General features: G+C 41.2%; 15 protein-coding genes and 2 pseudogenes. 2 read left to right on the forward strand and 15 right to left on the reverse strand.

Features of this window, described 5'->3' with window-relative positions:
* Window positions 1–311: 311 nt before the first annotated feature.
* The 5 genes and pseudogenes from ASG46_RS00685 to ASG46_RS21575 form a co-directional block, all read right to left on the reverse strand.
* On the reverse strand, window positions 312–2,288 hold the full coding sequence (locus ASG46_RS00685) for a methyl-accepting chemotaxis protein (RefSeq protein ID WP_041507691.1): 1,977 nt from the start codon (window positions 2,286–2,288) through the stop codon (window positions 312–314).
* Window positions 2,289–2,465: 177 nt separating this feature from the next.
* Window positions 2,466–3,416 carry a methyl-accepting chemotaxis protein gene (locus ASG46_RS21560; RefSeq protein ID WP_370529239.1) on the reverse strand — a complete coding sequence of 317 codons (951 nt, stop codon included), beginning with the start codon at window positions 3,414–3,416 and terminating at the stop codon, window positions 2,466–2,468.
* Window positions 3,411–4,454 (reverse strand): annotated as a pseudogene (locus ASG46_RS21565) (HAMP domain-containing protein); the annotation flags it as partial. The gene ASG46_RS21560 and the pseudogene ASG46_RS21565, both read right to left, overlap by 6 nt.
* Before the next feature lie 126 nt (window positions 4,455–4,580).
* Complete coding sequence (locus ASG46_RS21570; protein WP_370529240.1) at window positions 4,581–5,531, reverse strand: methyl-accepting chemotaxis protein; 951 nt, start codon at window positions 5,529–5,531, stop codon at window positions 4,581–4,583.
* Window positions 5,523–6,572: pseudogene (locus tag ASG46_RS21575) on the reverse strand (cache domain-containing protein); the annotation flags it as partial. The pseudogene ASG46_RS21575 and the gene ASG46_RS21570, both read right to left, overlap by 9 nt.
* 156 nt (window positions 6,573–6,728) lie before the next feature.
* Between ASG46_RS21575 and ASG46_RS00700 the strand changes: the two are divergent.
* Window positions 6,729–7,469 (forward strand): protein-glutamine gamma-glutamyltransferase, encoded by a 741-nt coding sequence (locus ASG46_RS00700; protein ID WP_008345763.1) that lies wholly within the window; start codon window positions 6,729–6,731, stop codon window positions 7,467–7,469.
* A 21-nt stretch (window positions 7,470–7,490) separates the two neighbouring features.
* Here ASG46_RS00700 and ASG46_RS00705 read toward each other — a convergent pair whose 3' ends face one another.
* From ASG46_RS00705 to ASG46_RS00730, 6 genes are all read right to left on the reverse strand, one after another.
* Entirely contained in the window at window positions 7,491–7,739 is a 249-nt protein-coding gene (locus ASG46_RS00705) for a hypothetical protein (RefSeq protein WP_041507693.1), read from the reverse strand.
* A gap of 24 nt (window positions 7,740–7,763) precedes the next feature.
* Entirely contained in the window at window positions 7,764–8,795 is a 1,032-nt protein-coding gene (locus ASG46_RS00710; RefSeq protein ID WP_056408272.1) for a nitronate monooxygenase, read from the reverse strand.
* Window positions 8,796–8,809: 14 nt separating this feature from the next.
* Window positions 8,810–9,211: a secondary thiamine-phosphate synthase enzyme YjbQ gene (locus ASG46_RS00715; protein ID WP_047945337.1), complete on the reverse strand. Its 402-nt coding sequence runs from the start codon at window positions 9,209–9,211 to the stop codon at window positions 8,810–8,812.
* Between the two features lie 136 nt (window positions 9,212–9,347).
* The gene (locus ASG46_RS00720; RefSeq protein ID WP_024719710.1) at window positions 9,348–10,640 is read right to left on the reverse strand and encodes a hemolysin family protein; all 1,293 of its coding nucleotides are present in this window, start codon (window positions 10,638–10,640) and stop codon (window positions 9,348–9,350) included.
* Window positions 10,641–10,688: 48 nt separating this feature from the next.
* Window positions 10,689–11,363, reverse strand: a complete 675-nt coding sequence (locus ASG46_RS00725; protein WP_024719711.1) for a zinc metallopeptidase — start codon at window positions 11,361–11,363, stop codon at window positions 10,689–10,691.
* Window positions 11,364–11,444: 81 nt separating this feature from the next.
* Window positions 11,445–11,669, reverse strand: coding sequence for a hypothetical protein (locus ASG46_RS00730; protein WP_008345775.1), 225 nt, complete (start codon window positions 11,667–11,669; stop codon window positions 11,445–11,447).
* A gap of 126 nt (window positions 11,670–11,795) precedes the next feature.
* Between ASG46_RS00730 and ASG46_RS00735 the strand changes: the two genes are divergently transcribed.
* Entirely contained in the window at window positions 11,796–12,782 is a 987-nt protein-coding gene (locus ASG46_RS00735) for a potassium channel family protein (RefSeq protein WP_041507696.1), read from the forward strand.
* Here ASG46_RS00735 and ASG46_RS00740 read toward each other — a convergent pair.
* From ASG46_RS00740 to ASG46_RS00755, 4 genes are all read right to left on the reverse strand, one after another.
* A complete protein-coding gene (locus ASG46_RS00740) occupies window positions 12,779–13,180 on the reverse strand; it encodes a YugN-like family protein (protein WP_024719713.1) in 402 nt (133 codons plus the stop codon). The two genes, ASG46_RS00735 and ASG46_RS00740, sit on opposite strands and share 4 nt — an antisense overlap.
* 29 nt (window positions 13,181–13,209) lie before the next feature.
* Window positions 13,210–13,428 carry a spore germination protein gene (locus ASG46_RS00745; RefSeq protein WP_024719714.1) on the reverse strand — a complete coding sequence of 73 codons (219 nt, stop codon included), beginning with the start codon at window positions 13,426–13,428 and terminating at the stop codon, window positions 13,210–13,212.
* A gap of 317 nt (window positions 13,429–13,745) precedes the next feature.
* Window positions 13,746–15,101 (reverse strand): glucose-6-phosphate isomerase, encoded by a 1,356-nt coding sequence (locus ASG46_RS00750; protein WP_024719715.1) that lies wholly within the window; start codon window positions 15,099–15,101, stop codon window positions 13,746–13,748.
* Window positions 15,102–15,226: 125 nt separating this feature from the next.
* Entirely contained in the window at window positions 15,227–16,399 is a 1,173-nt protein-coding gene (locus tag ASG46_RS00755; RefSeq protein ID WP_039169723.1) for an iron-containing alcohol dehydrogenase, read from the reverse strand.
* Window positions 16,400–16,424 lie beyond the last annotated feature (25 nt).

The following is a 16,424-nucleotide window of genomic DNA, read 5'->3' on the forward strand; positions in this document are numbered from 1 at the left end:
ATATATATCGGAAGTACTACTAGGTTCTTTACTTTTTTAACTTATTAAAGTCTAGATAAGTCCAAAATACCCAAATTATGTGCAAACAACGGAAAAACACCTGACGTCAAAACGTCAGGTGTTCCAGATTATTGACAAAGGGCTAAAATGAACTTTATTTTAGCCCTTTGTCTTCTTTTCAGCGTGATAGAAAACCTTTGCAGCCCTAGGAAGGACGAGTACTGGCGCGCGCAGGACTGACACCGAATGCGAGGGTTTGTCTACACGCTGAAACCCCTAACGTCAAAACGTCAGGGGTTCTACTATGACTCTTATATTTTAAATTGTTTGATGAGCTCTCTCAGTTCTTCTGCCATTTGAGATAAAGTGGCGGAAGATGAGCTGATCTCTTCCATTGATGCCAGCTGTTCTTCTGCTGAAGCCGCAATATCTTGGAAACCTGCGGAACTTTCACGTGAAAGCTCTTTGATTTGATTGACTGCTTGTGAAATATCGTTTGAGCCATGAGAAAGTTCTTGGGCTGATCCGTTCATTTGTTTCATTTGTTCTGTCATTTCTGATGTCTTATGGGTGATTTTCTCAAAACTCACTTTCGTTTCATCTGTAATGTTTAATCCAGATTGCACTTCACCTGCTACTTGTCTAAACATCTTCTGCGACTTTTCAATTTCATCTACAATTTCGTTCGTTAGGCTTTCAATTTCTTTTGAAGAGCTGCCTGATTGCTCTGCCAGCTTGCGGACTTCTTCTGCGACCACAGAGAAGCCTCTTCCTGCCTCACCTGCACGTGCGGCTTCTATCGCTGCATTTAAAGCGAGGAGGTTCGTCTGATCTGCAATGCCGTTGATGACTCCAAGAATGCTTGTAATGTCCTTAGATTTCTGTTCTAGCCCTGCAATCACAAGCTCTGCTTCTTTCACTGCTTGTTCAATCGTTTGCATTTGACCTGCTGTTTTTTGAACGAGCTCTCCACCAGCCTGAGCGGTTTTGCTAGACTCGATAGATGATTCCATCATGTGAGAAGTCGTGTTGACCATATGTGATAAACTGCGATCCATGTCGTTTAGCTGGACAGAGCTTTTTTCAATCATCTCATTTTGATGTTCATTGCTGTTTGAGAACTGTTCAATAGATGAGGTAATATGCTCAGTTGCTTGGGCTGTCTGTCCTGCGCTAGCCGTTAATTCTTCAGATGAGGCAGCAACATTTTCAATTGAATTCTGGACGGCTTGAATGACTTGTTTCAGCTTTGCCGACATATCGTTAAAGCTCTGTGCAAGTTTGCCGATTTCATCATGTGTGCGCACCTCAATATGCTGGGTAAGATCCCCCTGACTGATTTTCTCAGCCGATTCAGAGAGCTCTATGAGTGGTTTTCGGATTGATTTAATAATAAAATAAATCGCGATTCCACCGATGACAATCGCAGCAGCTAGGATGATCATGGTTAAGTCAAGCACTGGCTGCGCGGCTTCTTTCACTTCGTTGACATACATTGTTCCCGCAAGCTTCCAGCCTGTCGCTTCATTTGTGTCATAAAACATTTGCTTCGGCTGTCCGTTGAATTCATATTCGAAACTGCCTTTTTTATTGTTATACATTTTTTCGATGAAATCGCCTGTCAGTTTCGTCCCGGCCTTTTCCGTTTTATGAGCAATGTAACGTTGGTCTGAGGTAGCGACAAACGCATAACCTTCCTGACCAATTTTGATGCTGTTTGTATCTTTCACAATTGTGTTCAATCGTACATTTATGCCGATAACACCAGAACCATCTGCTAACTGTTCTGATATTGTGATGAGCAGGTCATCTGATGACTTGTCTGTAAAAGGATCTGAAATGATGAGTTTGTCATCTCCCATTGATTGTTGAAACCATGGTTCATTTTTTGCGCTTTTGGCACTGCCTTTATGAATCTCGGAATATTCAGTTAGTTTACCATTCTGATCTGCAACAAATACTTCTACGACATCGTCGTCTGTTTCCGATAGTTGCTCTAATTTCACCTTAAGTAAATCCTTATTTTTAGAGGCCAGTTCCTTTTTTTTCACCGATTTAGATAAATAAGAAACAATATCAATTTTAGGCTGTACATCTTTATTGATCAGTTCATTTAATTGATTCACACCATTTGCAGCGCTAGACATAATCTCATCATTGAGAGACTTAGACGCCACTTCATAGGAAAATGCGGCCAACACAAGAATGGGCACTAGGAGAATCGCTAAGAATGCAGTAATTAATTTCTTTGACATCGTAAAGTGCTTAAAAAAGTTGATTTTTTTCATGACTCTACTCCTTTTGGTTTATGATTTGGGATCATCCCCCTCTATTCTTAGGTAATACGGATTATTTTTCAAGGTGTAATGTTCAAAAAACCACCAAAATAAGCATATTTACCTATTTCTTTCGATTTATTCACTTCAAAAAAAGAACCCCCTAGCTGGAGGTTCTTTTCATTTGGTTTATTCGACTTTAAATTTGCTAATCAAATCACGTAATTCTTCTGCCATTGAAGAAAGGGTGGCAGAGGATGAGCTGATCTCTTCCATTGATGCCAGCTGTTCTTCAGCTGAAGCGGCAATGTCTTGAATATTGGCGGAGCTTTCACGTGATACGTCTGCAATCTCACGGACAGCCTCAGAAACATGTGCAGATCCTTTTGACAACTGGACAACTGTTCGATTCATTGTTTGGAGCTGATCTGAGATTTCTTTGGTCATGTCGAAAATATTGTGGAAGCTGACTTTCGTTTGTTCAGTAAAGCTTAATCCTGATTGAACTTCTTGATTTACTGCTGTGAATACTTCTTGTGATACATCAATATCTTGAACGATTTCTTTGATTAAGTTTTCAATTTCTTTCGCTGAGTTGGCAGATTGAACAGCAAGTTTTCTTACTTCTTCTGCTACAACGGAGAAACCTCGACCAGATTCTCCAGCTCTTGCTGCCTCAATTGCTGCATTCAGCGCAAGTAAATTCGTTTGATCTGCGATGCCATTAATGACACCAAGAATCTGGGTAATATCTTTTGATTTGCTTTCTAGCGCACTGATGACATTCTCTGCTTTTTTCACTGATTGATCAATCACGTTCATTTGAGAAGCGGTTTTTTCTACTAGCTGTCCGCCTTCTCCTGCAATCTCTGTTGATTTGATGGATGAAGCGGTAATCGATTCGGCCGATTCATTCATGTGCTGAAGGCCTCTGTTCATTTCTTCTAACTCTTCTGAGCTTGATTCCACTTTATCATTCTGGCTTTCGTTACCAGTAGAGAATTGTTCAATGGCTAATGTAATATGCTCTGTTGCTTTACTTGTTTGTCCTGCGCTTGCGGTCAGTTCTTCTGATGAAGAAGCGACATTTTCAACGGAGGTTTGGACGGCACCAATGAGGGATCTTAATGAGTCAATCATCGTATTAAAGCCTTTACCAACTTGTCCTATTTCATCATCTGATTGAATCTGAAGTTTATCACGTAAATCACCATCGCTGACCTTTTTCGAGAAACGGGCCAGATTGGATAATCTATTTGAAATAGAGCGGACAATAAAGAAGATGAGGGTTCCTGCTACGATCAGTGTCACACTGAACACAATAATGGCTGTATTAAAAACGGGTTTAGCTGCATCCTCTACTTCTGATACGAGCATCGTACCGCCGATTTTCCAGCCGGTTAGTTCATTGGTGACATAAGCTACCTTTTTATCTGTTCCATTGAGTGAATAGCTGCCGTTTCCTTGTTTGTTTTTAAAAATAATGTTCGCCAAATTCTCATTGACTTTGCTTCCTGGCTTTTGGGTTGGATCTGCTAACACGGTTTTATCCTTCTCCATGATGAAAGCATATCCTTTTTGACCTATTTTGATTTCTTTTAGCTTTTGAATGAGGCTGTCAATTTCCATATCAAGACCAATCACCCCTGAGCCATCTTTCGTTTTTTGGGCAATGGTGATGACCATTTTACCTGTAGATGCTGCGACATATGGCTTCGTGATGACTTGTTTACCATCAGCACTCTTGGCCTCTTGATACCATGGACGCTCTCGCGGGTCATAGCCTTCAGGCATTTTTTGAACTGGGTATTGCATGAACAAACCCTTTTCTGAACCTGCATAAATGGCTGAGACATCTTTTTCATTAATTTTTCCATATTGCTGCAATTCTTTAATGGTAGCTTTTCTATTTTTTTCTTGAAGATTAGCCGCCTTGAGATCATCTGTAAACAGGGTCACAGCCTCTGCCTTGTTCCCAATATTCTCATCGATTAAGGTATCAAATGCATTGACCTGACTCATCGCACTGCCCATAATCTGTTTGTCTAACTCTGTCTTTGATGTGAAAAACGCACTAATGGTCAGTGCAACTGTTGGCAGTATAAGGACTACCAAAAAGGCAATAACTAATTTTTTAGAAATGGATGGTTTTTTGAACCATTGGATCATTTTTCCCATTTTCTCTTTCCCCCTTTACTTCTCTAAAGTTATTATCGGATGAAAGGTTTATTTTTAGAGGGCTGGAAATGACGTTTAAAAATAAAAAAAATACCCAGACAATTCTGGATATTTTTTCATCGTTTTTTAATCAATTTTAAATTGACTTGTCAGCTCTTTTAATTCCTCAGCCATATTGGCAAGTGTGACAGAAGAGGACGAAATTTCTTCCATAGATGCCAATTGTTCTTCAGCAGATGCCGCAATATCTTGAATGTTCGCCGCACTTTCTCTTGAAACTTGACGCATCTCTTGCATGGCTTGTGATACAAGTTTTGATCCGCTTGATAGGTCAACCGCTGTATCATTTAATTGAGTGAGCTTTTTCGACATACCTTCTGCCGCCTCATAGATATTTTGGAAGCTTTCTTTTGCTTCTTCTGTCATCCCAAGTCCTGCATTTACTTCTCGGTTAACAGCTTTGAACATCTCTTGAGATTTGGAAATTTCCAACACAATTTCTTGGATCAGTTTTTCAATTTCTTTCGCTGAATCTGCGGATTGGACCGCTAGTTTTCTGACTTCCTCTGCTACGACAGAGAAGCCACGCCCTGATTCACCTGCTCTTGCTGCTTCTATGGCTGCATTGAGTGCAAGTAAATTCGTTTGATCTGCGATGCCATTAATGACATTTAAAATGCTCGTAATATCTTTAGATTTGTATTCTAATTCTTTCATGACTTGTTCGGCTTCTTGTACAGATGTATCGATATGTTTCATTTGATTCGCTGTGCTTTCAACGATACGTCCGCCTTGTCCAGCCGCTTCTGTCGATTGAATGGAGACAGCAGTCACTTCTGATGAAGTTTGTGACATACCTTGTAATCCTTCATTCATTGCGACAAGCTGATTCGTGCTAGATTCGACTTTCTCATTTTGTGCTTCATTCCCATTTGAGAATTGTTCAATCGACATGGTGATATGCTCTGTCGCCTGACTTGTTTGGCTGGCACTAGCAGTCAGCTCTTCTGAAGCTGAAGCTACATTGTCGACAGATTGCTGGACCGCTCGGATAACTTCACGCAAAGATTCACTCATCTTACTAAAGCTTCTTGTGAGGTCTCCTATTTCATCCTTCGATTTGGTTTCGAGGGTTTCCGTTAGATCCCCTTCACTCACCTTTTCTGAGAAATCAACAAGCCTTCTAAGTCCAATTGTGATGGAGCGAACGATAAAGAAGATCGCAATACCGCCAAGGATAAAAGAAGAAATTAAAAGAATAATGGCAGAATTCCAAACTGGCTGTGCTGCTTCTTCTGTTTCTGATACAAACATCGTTCCAGCAATTTTCCAACCTGTTAAATCATTTGTTACAAAAACGAGACGTTTTTGCTCTCCTTTATTCTCATAAGTTGATGTTCCTTCTTTGCTGCTGTAAAGGATTGATGAAATATTTTCAGTCACTGCAGATCCTGATTTTTCTTCTGGATGAGCGACAATCTGTTTATTTTTATTTGCAATAATTGGATATCCTTCTCGTCCAATTTTAATATCTTTGATTTTATCGACGATATCCTGAACATCAATATCAATCCCAATGGCTCCCGATCCGTCCTTTAGACGCTGAGCGATTGTGACAACCATGCCGTTTGTTGTGGCAGAGATGTATGGATTGGTGACCACAGGTTCACCTTTTTCGTCCTGCATCGCCGCTTTATACCAGTCACGAGTTGTTGGATCATAGCCTTTTGGCATGTCCACTTTAGGGAACTGAATAAAGTCACGATTTTTACTTGCTGCATAAAACCCAACCACATCATCTTCATTGATTTTACTGTATATCTCAAAATGCTCATACAGTTCGTCCTGGTTTTTCTTTTTAAAGTCTGCAGCACTGGATGTTTCGGTAAACAGTTTGACTGCGTTCTCCTTATTCAAAAGCTTTTGCTCAATCATGTCATTCAGCTCATTGACTCTTGCGTTTGCTCCGTACATGATTTCATGATCTAATTCTTCTTTGGCAATCTGATATGAAATCGTACTGAGTGTAATGATAGGCAAGACGAGAACAAGTGTGAATGAAATAATCAGCCTTTTAGAAATCGATGGTTTTTTCAACCATTTTATGATACTTTTCATGTTTTTCCTCCTTTTAAACGTTATGTTTTATATCGGACAGCTTCATATTATTTTCATGTTTTTCAAATAAAAAGGATGACTTTTTGTTTATTTTCACAAATTGATTCCTTGCCCAAGCATCCCGCATACGCTAATACAAAAGGGGGCGTTTTTCATATGATTATCCTTTCAGGACAGCCAGTGACAAATGAGCAGCTGGCATCGTTTCAGCTAGAAGGACAAAAGCGGATCATTTTGATGCAGTTACAAGCCTCAAATGATACGTTCCGTTATAGGCAGGCATCTGATTTGTTATTTGAGGTGACTTTAAGATCGAATATCATGAATGCGGCAAGAGATTTGAATAAGAGCGGTGCCTCATTTGCTATCTTTCAAAGGTCCCGTGCGAATGACGCCTATTGGCGTGTATCAGAGGCCGGAGCGTTAGAACTGCGCTATCAAGTCGAGCCATCTACGGGGATTAAAGACATCTTTGAAAATGGCTCAAAATATGCCTTTGAATGTGCCACAGCGATTGTCATTGTGTTTTATATGGGAGTCTTGCAAACGGTAGGAGACGAGAAGTTCAATCGAAGACTTAGAAGTTTAACACTGTATGACTGGCACTATGATACATTGTCCATTTATACAGAGCGCGGAAATGATTTTATTTATGGGGATTGCCTATATTTCGAGAATCCAGAGTTTAGCTATCAACAGTCTCAATGGCGCGGAGAAAATGTGATTTACTTAGGGGAAGATCAATATTATGGGCATGGGCTTGGGATCTTAACAGCTGCAGAGATTATCGATAAATTAAATGCCAGAAGACGGCCAGGGGCGGTTCAGTCCGCTTATTTACTGCCGCAGACTACTAGGATGGATGTTATTTATCTCAGGCAAATGTTTGGCAGCTAAAAAAGGCCTCTTGTCTATAGGTTATGACAAGGGGCCTTTGTATGCCTTGCGTTTTCGGTAATCATGGAGCGTGCCAAGCATTGCGTTTGCTAGGATTTCCATTTCTTCTAGATGGTTTCTTGTGACTGGAGGGTCGTGCTGATTCCATTTCACATAACGAACAAAATAGTAATGACGAATGGGGGTAAGAACGGCAGGGGAGTGCGGAAAATCATCAAATAGAAATTCAATTTGTCCTTTTTTCCGATATGAATGTTTTAAGATTTCCATCCTGTCACACCACCCATCATCAAATTATATCTGCGTGAGTTCATGCATGATCTCTTCAACGGTTAAAATGGAATGAATACGGCCAACCCCCTGACCTGCCCAAAGAGCCATTTGTTCTGGGTTTCCTGCAGCAGCTGCCGCTTTTCGCATCGGTGTTGTCCATACATGCTGTATAGGATAGGGAAGAACCCGGTCTTCATTTCGTCTTTCTTCCTCCATCCACTGATTGACAATACCTCTGGCTTTTTTTCCAGAGAAAAGCCGTGTCATCGCTGTTTCACTGCCTTCTGCCTGTAACAGCGCCTTTTTGTACACATCTGCCGCAGCACTTTCTTGACTCGCTAAAAATCGTGTCCCTATTTGAACCGCACCTGCTCCAAGTGCTAGTGCAGCTTTCATAGTGGTCCTGTCTGTGATACCTCCAGCGGCAATCAATGGGATATGACAGACAGACCTGACATCACTGATCAGGCAGAAAAGTCCCTGCTGAGCATCTCCCTTTGAAGGTAAAAAGGTGCCTCGATGCCCTCCTGCTTCGCTTCCTTGTAGAACAATGGCATTCATTCCTTTTTCTTCCAAAAGCAGTGCTTCTTTTTTTGTTGTAGCTGTTCCGATGAGAAAGATCCCCTTTTGTTTCAGGTGATGAATTGTTTGTTCGTTTGGACAGGCAAATGTAAACGACACAGCTGGGACTTCTTCTTCTTGAAGAATGTTGATTTTTTGTTCATAGTCCTTCCATAATTCTTCTTCGCTAGGGATTATCTGTGCTTCTGGTATGACAGGCAGCCGATCTGTCCAAAATGATACATCTTCTGTTTTCGTTTCTGAAATGGGTTCAGGGACAAACACATTCACTTGAAATGGACGAGATGTCAGCTGTTTGACCTGTCTGATTTGCTGCCTCATCTTTTCGGGCTGTACATAACCACTTGCTAAGCTGCCGAGACCCCCATATTGTGAAACAGCGGCGACAAGCTGCGGCGTCACCGCTCCTCCTGCCATTGGTGCTTGAATGATGCCATGTTCAATTTGAAGTAACGCTGTGAATTCTCCCATCTTCTCCCCCGCCCTTACTCGTTAGATGACACCTGTACATAAAAGTGACGATGTCTCGGTCCGTCAAACTCACAAAAATAGATTCCCTGCCACGTTCCAAGCACAAGATCACCATGATGGACAAGAACGTGCTGAGATGCTCCCATATAACTAGCTTTCATATGCGCTGCTGTATTGCCTTCCATATGACGATCTTTTGAATGTTCCCACGGAAAGACTTCGTCAAGCCGGCGCAGCATATCACGTTTGACATCTGGGTCGGCATTTTCATTAATGGTGATTCCAGCCGTCGTATGTGGACAATAGACCATAACCGTTCCGTTTTGAATCCCAGTTTCCCGGACATATTGCTGAACTTCATGGGTAATGTCTATCATGTCAGCGTGTTTGTCTGTTTGTACGTTGATTTTTTTCATTTCACTGGCTCCTTTTGATCATGTCTATAAAACCATACCCTTTTTATGTGAAATCAATCACTGCCGGTTGGCAGAAACAAATCTTCTTACCTAAAGTTTACCAAGCAAAAAAACCTCGTCAATAGCTCCGAGGTTTTTAGGAAAAGTGAACCTTTTTTACTTCTATGGTTCGAATATGATGATCTTCTGCATCGACAATTTTAAATTCACAGCCTTCTGCTTCAATGATATCTCCAATGTCAAAATCAATTTTATGCGTCATCATCCAGCCGGCAATTGTATCAACATCATCATTTTCAATCGCTAAATCCAATAAATCATTTACTTCATCGATCAAGGCTTTCCCATCCATGACATAGTGGAAGTCACCTTTTTTCACAATATGCGGGGTTTCATCTTGATCATATTCATCTCGAATCTCACCCACAATTTCTTCTAATATGTCTTCAACTGTGACGAGACCTGCTGTTCCGCCGTATTCATCTACAAGCACCGACATATGAATCCGTTCCTTTTGCATCAAAATCAGCAGTTCTTGAATCGGTGTACTTTCAATGACACGAATGACAGGGCGCATTAAGTCTTCAATGGACACCTCTTGATTGAGAAAACTTGCTTTAAATACGTCTTTGCTATTGATCACACCAATGACATGATCTTTGTCTTCTTTAATGACAGGATAACGTGTATACCTTTCGTTCAGCATATAATGCGTCACGTCTTCCAGGCTCTGTTCAATTTCAATGGCAGAGATTTCTGTGCGCGGGATCATGATCTCTCTCGCCACTCGGTTATCAAATTCAAATATTTTATTGACATATTTGTATTCAGATTGGTTGATCTCGCCCTTTTCGTAGCTTTCAGACAGGATGAGACGCAATTCTTCCTCACTGATCGCCACTTCATGTTCTTTGACAGAATGAAAACCAAATAATTTCACAATGCCTCGTGCAGCCCCATTTAATGCTTTAATAAACGGGTACATGACTTTATAGAAAAAAATAAGAGGTTTTGCCGTCACAAGACTGACAGCTTCTGCCTTTTGAATGGCAATCGTTTTGGGAGCAAGTTCCCCAACGACAACATGCAAAAACGTAATGATCACAAAGGCAATGATAAACGATATGATGTCTGTCAAAGCGGAATGAAGCCCTGCCTTTTCAAAAAGCGGATGCAGGAAATGTTCCACTGTTGGCTCCCCTAACCACCCTAAGCCTAATGCCGTGATGGTAATGCCAAGCTGACAGGCAGATAAATATTCATCAAGGTTGGTTGTCAGTTTTTGAACATGAATGGCTCTCTTATCACCGCTTTCAATCAGCTGATTGATTTTTGAGCCTCTAATTTTCACAATCGCAAATTCAGTGACAACAAAAAATGCTGTCGCAGCAATGAGTAATAGGACTAAAAATACGTTTAAAATATACAAAAAAACCCTTACCTAACACGGGTAAGGGCTCACCTCCTCTGGCGTCAATTAATCATTACGGCCATTTAGGAAGATCATTACAAAACGGAGCAATTCAAACAGGGAGACAAGGGCCGCTGCTACGTACGTAAGAGCTGCGGCATTTAACACCTTGTTCACGCCTCTTTCTTCACTGCTTCTAATGATTCCTTCTGAAACAATGATATTCTTTGCACGAGAACTTGCGTTAAACTCAACAGGCAATGTCACTAGCTGAAAGAACACAGCAGCTGAGAACAGAACGATCCCAAGCCCGATTAAGTTAAGGCTGCCGAGCAATAATCCACCTAGGAAAAGAAGCGGGGCAACACCAGATGCAAAGTTCACGACAGGGAAGATCTTATGTCTCAAGACAAGCGCACCATAGGATTCCTGATGCTGCAAGGCATGTCCAACCTCGTGTGATGCGACTGAAATGGCCGAAATAGAATGGCCATAATACACTGGTTCAGATAAACGAACCACACGCTGCGTCGGGTCGTAATGATCAGTCAAAGTTCCTCTTACCGGTTCAACGGGTACATCGTATAACCCGTTGCGATCTAAAATATATCGAGCGGTTTCAGCACCTGTTTTCATACTGGCAGCTTCAACCTTTGAATACTTTTCAAAATTATTCTTTACTTTAAATTGTGCCCAAAAAGACAATCCCAATGCGGCAAATGTTAAAAAATAAAAAAACAGCATGCTCATCAGCTTCCTTTTTATTTTATATATTTATTTACAATTTTAATGACTTTTATGTAACGTGTACAGCAAAAAGCACTAGGTCTTTTTAAGGGGAATCACTACACCAATGAAAAAGAAGAACATTCCGATGCATGCTGTATAAAATGTCACCGTTCCATATAGGTCTTGAAAAAAACGAAGCCACGAGAAATCGTTCATAAAATGGTTCACCGCATTTAAATCAAACACGAGTAAAATCACCGCAGATGATAAAAAGTGTGCGCCGATAAAAAGAAGTACGGTCTTTTGAACAAACGACATTCGCATTCCCTCCTTCTTCTCTCTTATTTTAAGATATGGGTTCTGTTTCAATACATGACGATGATGAAAAATTGTTTCCTAATCGGGCATACTGACATTAGCAGTCTCCCTGAAAGGACGAGTTCGATGAAATCAAACCGTATCTTCATTGCCTGGCTAAGATGGCCTCTTTATGTTCGCATTGCGATCATCATCTGTTTCTTGCTTCTCTTTTTTGGACAATTAATCGTCATACTTGAACCAAAGCAGTATCATACGATCTTTGATGGGATCTGGTGGGCTCTCATTACAGTTGCGACGGTAGGCTATGGTGATTTTGTGCCGCAAACCATGCCCGGACAAATCGCAGGTATGGCGCTGATTCTGATCGGGGCAAGCTTTGTAACGGCTTATTTTGCCACACTCGCTGCCGCTGTGTTCAGTAAGCAGCACCATTATGTAGAAGGAAAGGTCGCTTTTAAGGGGAAAGGACATGTCATTATCGTTGGCTGGAATGAGAAAACGAACAAACTGCTTCAATCGTTTCAAACCATTGATCCCGCCATGCCGATTGTACTCATTGATGATTCCTTAAAGGAAGGACCTCTTTTAGAGAATGTCCATTTTATTAAAGGCCATGGTACAGAGGATGCCACACTTCGCAGAGCAAATATTATGAGTGCTGATACATTGATGATTACCGCCGACCAGCATGAAAATGAAGTGACGGCTGATATGCAGAGTGTCTTAACCTTGCTTGCGGCAAAAGGATTAAACCCTTCGTTATATTGTTTAATTGAAATTTTAACCGATCGCTATGTGAAAAATGCTGAGCGGGCTGGCGCCAATCAAGTCATCCATACTTCTGATGCCGTGAATCATTTAATGGTGGAGCATTTTCTTTTAAAAGAACAGCTCATGGCGTTAAAAATCAAAAGAAACATGACCCTCCATAAACAGATCACCATCATTCCAGTACCGGCTTCATTAGCTGGAGAGACATTCTTAACGGCACTTCATCACTTTTTAGAGCATCATGTGATCATTGTAGGCGTACAAAAAAAAGAAGGACCCATGATGAATCCTCCTTTTGGATATGAGCTTCATCCAGAGGATGAGCTGATCAGCTTTTAAAGCAGTACATCTTCTAATTCTTTGACGAGTGAAAAGCCAATTTCGGCATAAGCCTTTGACACATCTCCGTCTTTCTCTTTCGGTTCTTGGAATTGGTTAAAAGATGCCCCTACATTTCCAACCATCGCATGGTCATCTAATTTATCTTGATAGACATGCTTTAAGAGAAATGGATGTCCCATTTTCACCACAACGCCTGGCTGATCCAGCTGTCCTTTCTCGGCTGTAAACGGAACTCTGAGAAAGGTATAGCCGTCACGGTTGTCAATTTTATAATCAAAATATCCATGATCATAATCCCAATTCCCATTAATGACATATCCGAGCGGCTTCATATTTTCTTCTAAATGGTACAGTGAAAAGCTTTCACCAGTCAGCCTAGATGGTACATGAATCATACAGAACCCTCCTTTTTGTATAGGGTTCGTTAAAGAGAGGAATTCATACATTTACCTTTCGTGATTTGCACATTGTTTGTAAAAGCAGCATCAAATAAGCTTTGGCTGGATGATGCATTTGTCTCGTTCACACTGCCCGCTCCTGATGTCTCTTTCGTAGCACTCATTGGACAAATCCGCCCAACATTCCCAAAGTTAACGATGGCCTGCCCGGAAATGTCATGGATATAAATATGATTTGTTCTCATCGCTTCATCAACCTCCTCCATTGATTATTCTATGTACAGAGCTTAGGGAGGCTTGCACTGACACCATGAGAACATAAAAAAAGGCACACCTTATGCAAAGATGTGCCTTAGCGTGTAGACAAACCCTCGCATTCGTTGTCAGTCCTGCGCACTGGTGCTCACGAATGTCAAATTCGCTCCGCTCCAGTGCTCGTCCTTCCTAGACTTCAAAGGTTTTCTATCACGCTAAAAAGAAGACAAAGGGCTAAAATACAGTTCATTTTAGCCCTTTGTCAACAATCTGAGGCACATCTTATGAAAAGATGTGCCTTTTATTCTTATGATTGTTTGAGACGGCTCTCAAGTTCTGCCTTTTTCTCTTCGAAGCCCGGTTTTCCTAATAAAGCAAACATGTTCACTTTATACGCTTCTACTCCAGGCTGGTCGAATGGATTGACGCCTAGTAAATACCCAGACATCGCACATGCTTTTTCAAAGAAGTACACGAGATATCCGAATGTATAAGCATCCATTTCAGGAATTGTCACAATCAGGTTCGGTACTTTTCCATCCGTATGAGCAAGCATTGTGCCTTCAAATGCTTTTTTATTGACGAAATCAACCGTTTTTCCTGCAAGATAGTTTAACCCATCAAGGTCTTGTTCTTCTGCTTCGATGACAAGTTCATGTCGTGGCTTGTCTACATTCACGATGGTTTCAAACAAGTCTCTTCTTCCTTCTTGTACATATTGACCAAGTGAATGAAGATCCGTTGAGAAGTTCGCAGATGAAGGATAGATTCCTTTTTCATCTTTCCCTTCACTTTCGCCGAATAACTGCTTCCACCACTCCGCAAAGTACTGTAAGCCTGGCTCATAGTTAATCAGCATTTCAATTGTCCGTCCTTTATTGTAAAGAACATTACGGACAACCGCATATTGGTAAGCCGCATTTTCTGAGAGCTCAGATGAAGCGAAGTCTTCACTTGCTTTCGCAGCACCTTCCATCATTTGATCAATGTCTGCACCGCTTACAGCGATTGGCAATAGACCAACTGCTGTTAAGACGGAATAGCGTCCACCGACGTCATCAGGGATGATAAATGATTCATAGCCTTCTTCAGTTGCTAATGTTTTGAGTGCGCCGCGTGCCTTGTCAGTTGTCGCATAGATGCGTTTTTTCGCTTCTTCAGCACCATATTTTTCGATAAGGAGCTTTTTAAAGATACGGAACGCAATGGCTGGCTCTGTAGTTGTACCAGATTTTGAAATCACGTTAATGGAGAAATCGGCATCTTCTAGCAGATCCATTACATCTGTTAAATAAGAAGAACTGATGTTGTTTCCAATAAAGATGATTTGCGGTGTTTTGCGTTTGCCTTTTGGCAAACTATTATAGAAAGAATGGTTTAAAAACTCAATGGCCGCACGTGCGCCAAGATAAGAACCACCAATTCCAACAACGAGTAATACATCAGAATCAGATTTAATCTTTTCTGCACTTTTTTTAATGCGGGCAAATTCTTCGCGATCATATTGCTTCGGTAAGTCAACCCAGCCTAAATAATCACTGCCAGTACCCGTTTGTTCATGAATATTATGATGGGCCACCTTCACAAAATCTTTTAAATATGTAAGCTCATGTTCTTGAAAGAAAGGTAACGCTTTCGAGTAGTCAAATTGAATATGTGTCATCGCTTGTAAGCCCTCCATTACGTTAGTTCTGTCCCTTTCACATTAGCGGAACTAGCTATTGAAATCAAGTGATCGTCATTGGACAGCAAAAAGCCGCTCCTCATGAAGAGAAGCGGCCATCCAAATTATAGAGAAGCTTTCAAAATCGCTAAAATGTCATCACGGCCAAGTTTCATAAAGTTACCAAAACCACCATATTCCATTTCTTTTGCTGCGATGTCAGCAATTTTGTCCAGTTGATCTTCACCAATATCATAATCCGCTAAACGGCTCGGTGCACCGAGGCTTGTCCAGAAGGCTGACAGCTTGTCGATTCCTTCTAATGCGATGTCACGATCCGATTTTCCTTCTGTCTCAATGTCAAACATGTTCAACATGAGGTTTTTAAAACGTTCGACATTGTGATCAAGTGTATGACGCATCCAGTTTGGGAAGAGGATCGCAAGTCCACCTGCATGCGGAATGTCATAGACTGCTGATACAGCATGCTCAATCGTATGTGATGCCCAGTCGCCAAAATAGCCCATTTGCAGCGTGCCATTTAAAGCAATTGTTCCTGCATAAAGGATGGTTTCACGGTGCTCATAGTTTTGTAAGTCTTCAAGTAGCTTTGGTGCTGTCTCGATGACTGTTTGAAGAACAGCAAAACACATCCGATCTTGTAGAGGCGTGTTTTTGACATTATGGAAGTATTGTTCAAACACATGGCTCATCATATCAACCATGCCATACACCGTTTGATTCTCTGGCACAGAATATGTGTGCTCAGGATCTAAAATTGAAAAAGCAGGGTGCGTGACTGAACTGCCCCACACGTACTTTTCATTTGTTTCCCAGTTCGTGATCACAGAATCCGGGTTCATTTCTGAGCCTGTCGCTGCAAGTGTCAATACTGTGCCAAATGGCAGTGCTTTTTGAGCGGTCGTTTTCTTTGAAATAATATCCCATACATCCCCGTCATATTCTGCTCCAGCTGCAATGGCTTTTGTACAGTCGATGACACTTCCCCCACCAACTGCTAATAAGAAATCAATGTTCTCATTTTGGCAAATGTCGATCCCTTTTTGCACTGTAGTGAGACGAGGGTTCGGTTCGACTCCTGACAGTTCAAATACGTCAGCCTCTGCTTCATTTAAAGCGCTGATAACCTTATCATAAAGACCATTTTTCTTAATACTGCCTCCACCATATACAAGAAGCACTCGCTTTCCATAACGAGCGAGTTCGCTTTTTAGTCCGTCTAGTTGTCCTTTTCCAAACATCAATTTCGTTGGATTATAGTAAATAAAGTTTTCCATCTGTTCTACATCTCCTTAAAACATT

Origin of the sequence: Bacillus sp. Leaf49, assembly GCF_001426125.1 — a bacterium.
Lineage (GTDB): Bacteria > Bacillota > Bacilli > Bacillales > Bacillaceae > Bacillus > Bacillus altitudinis.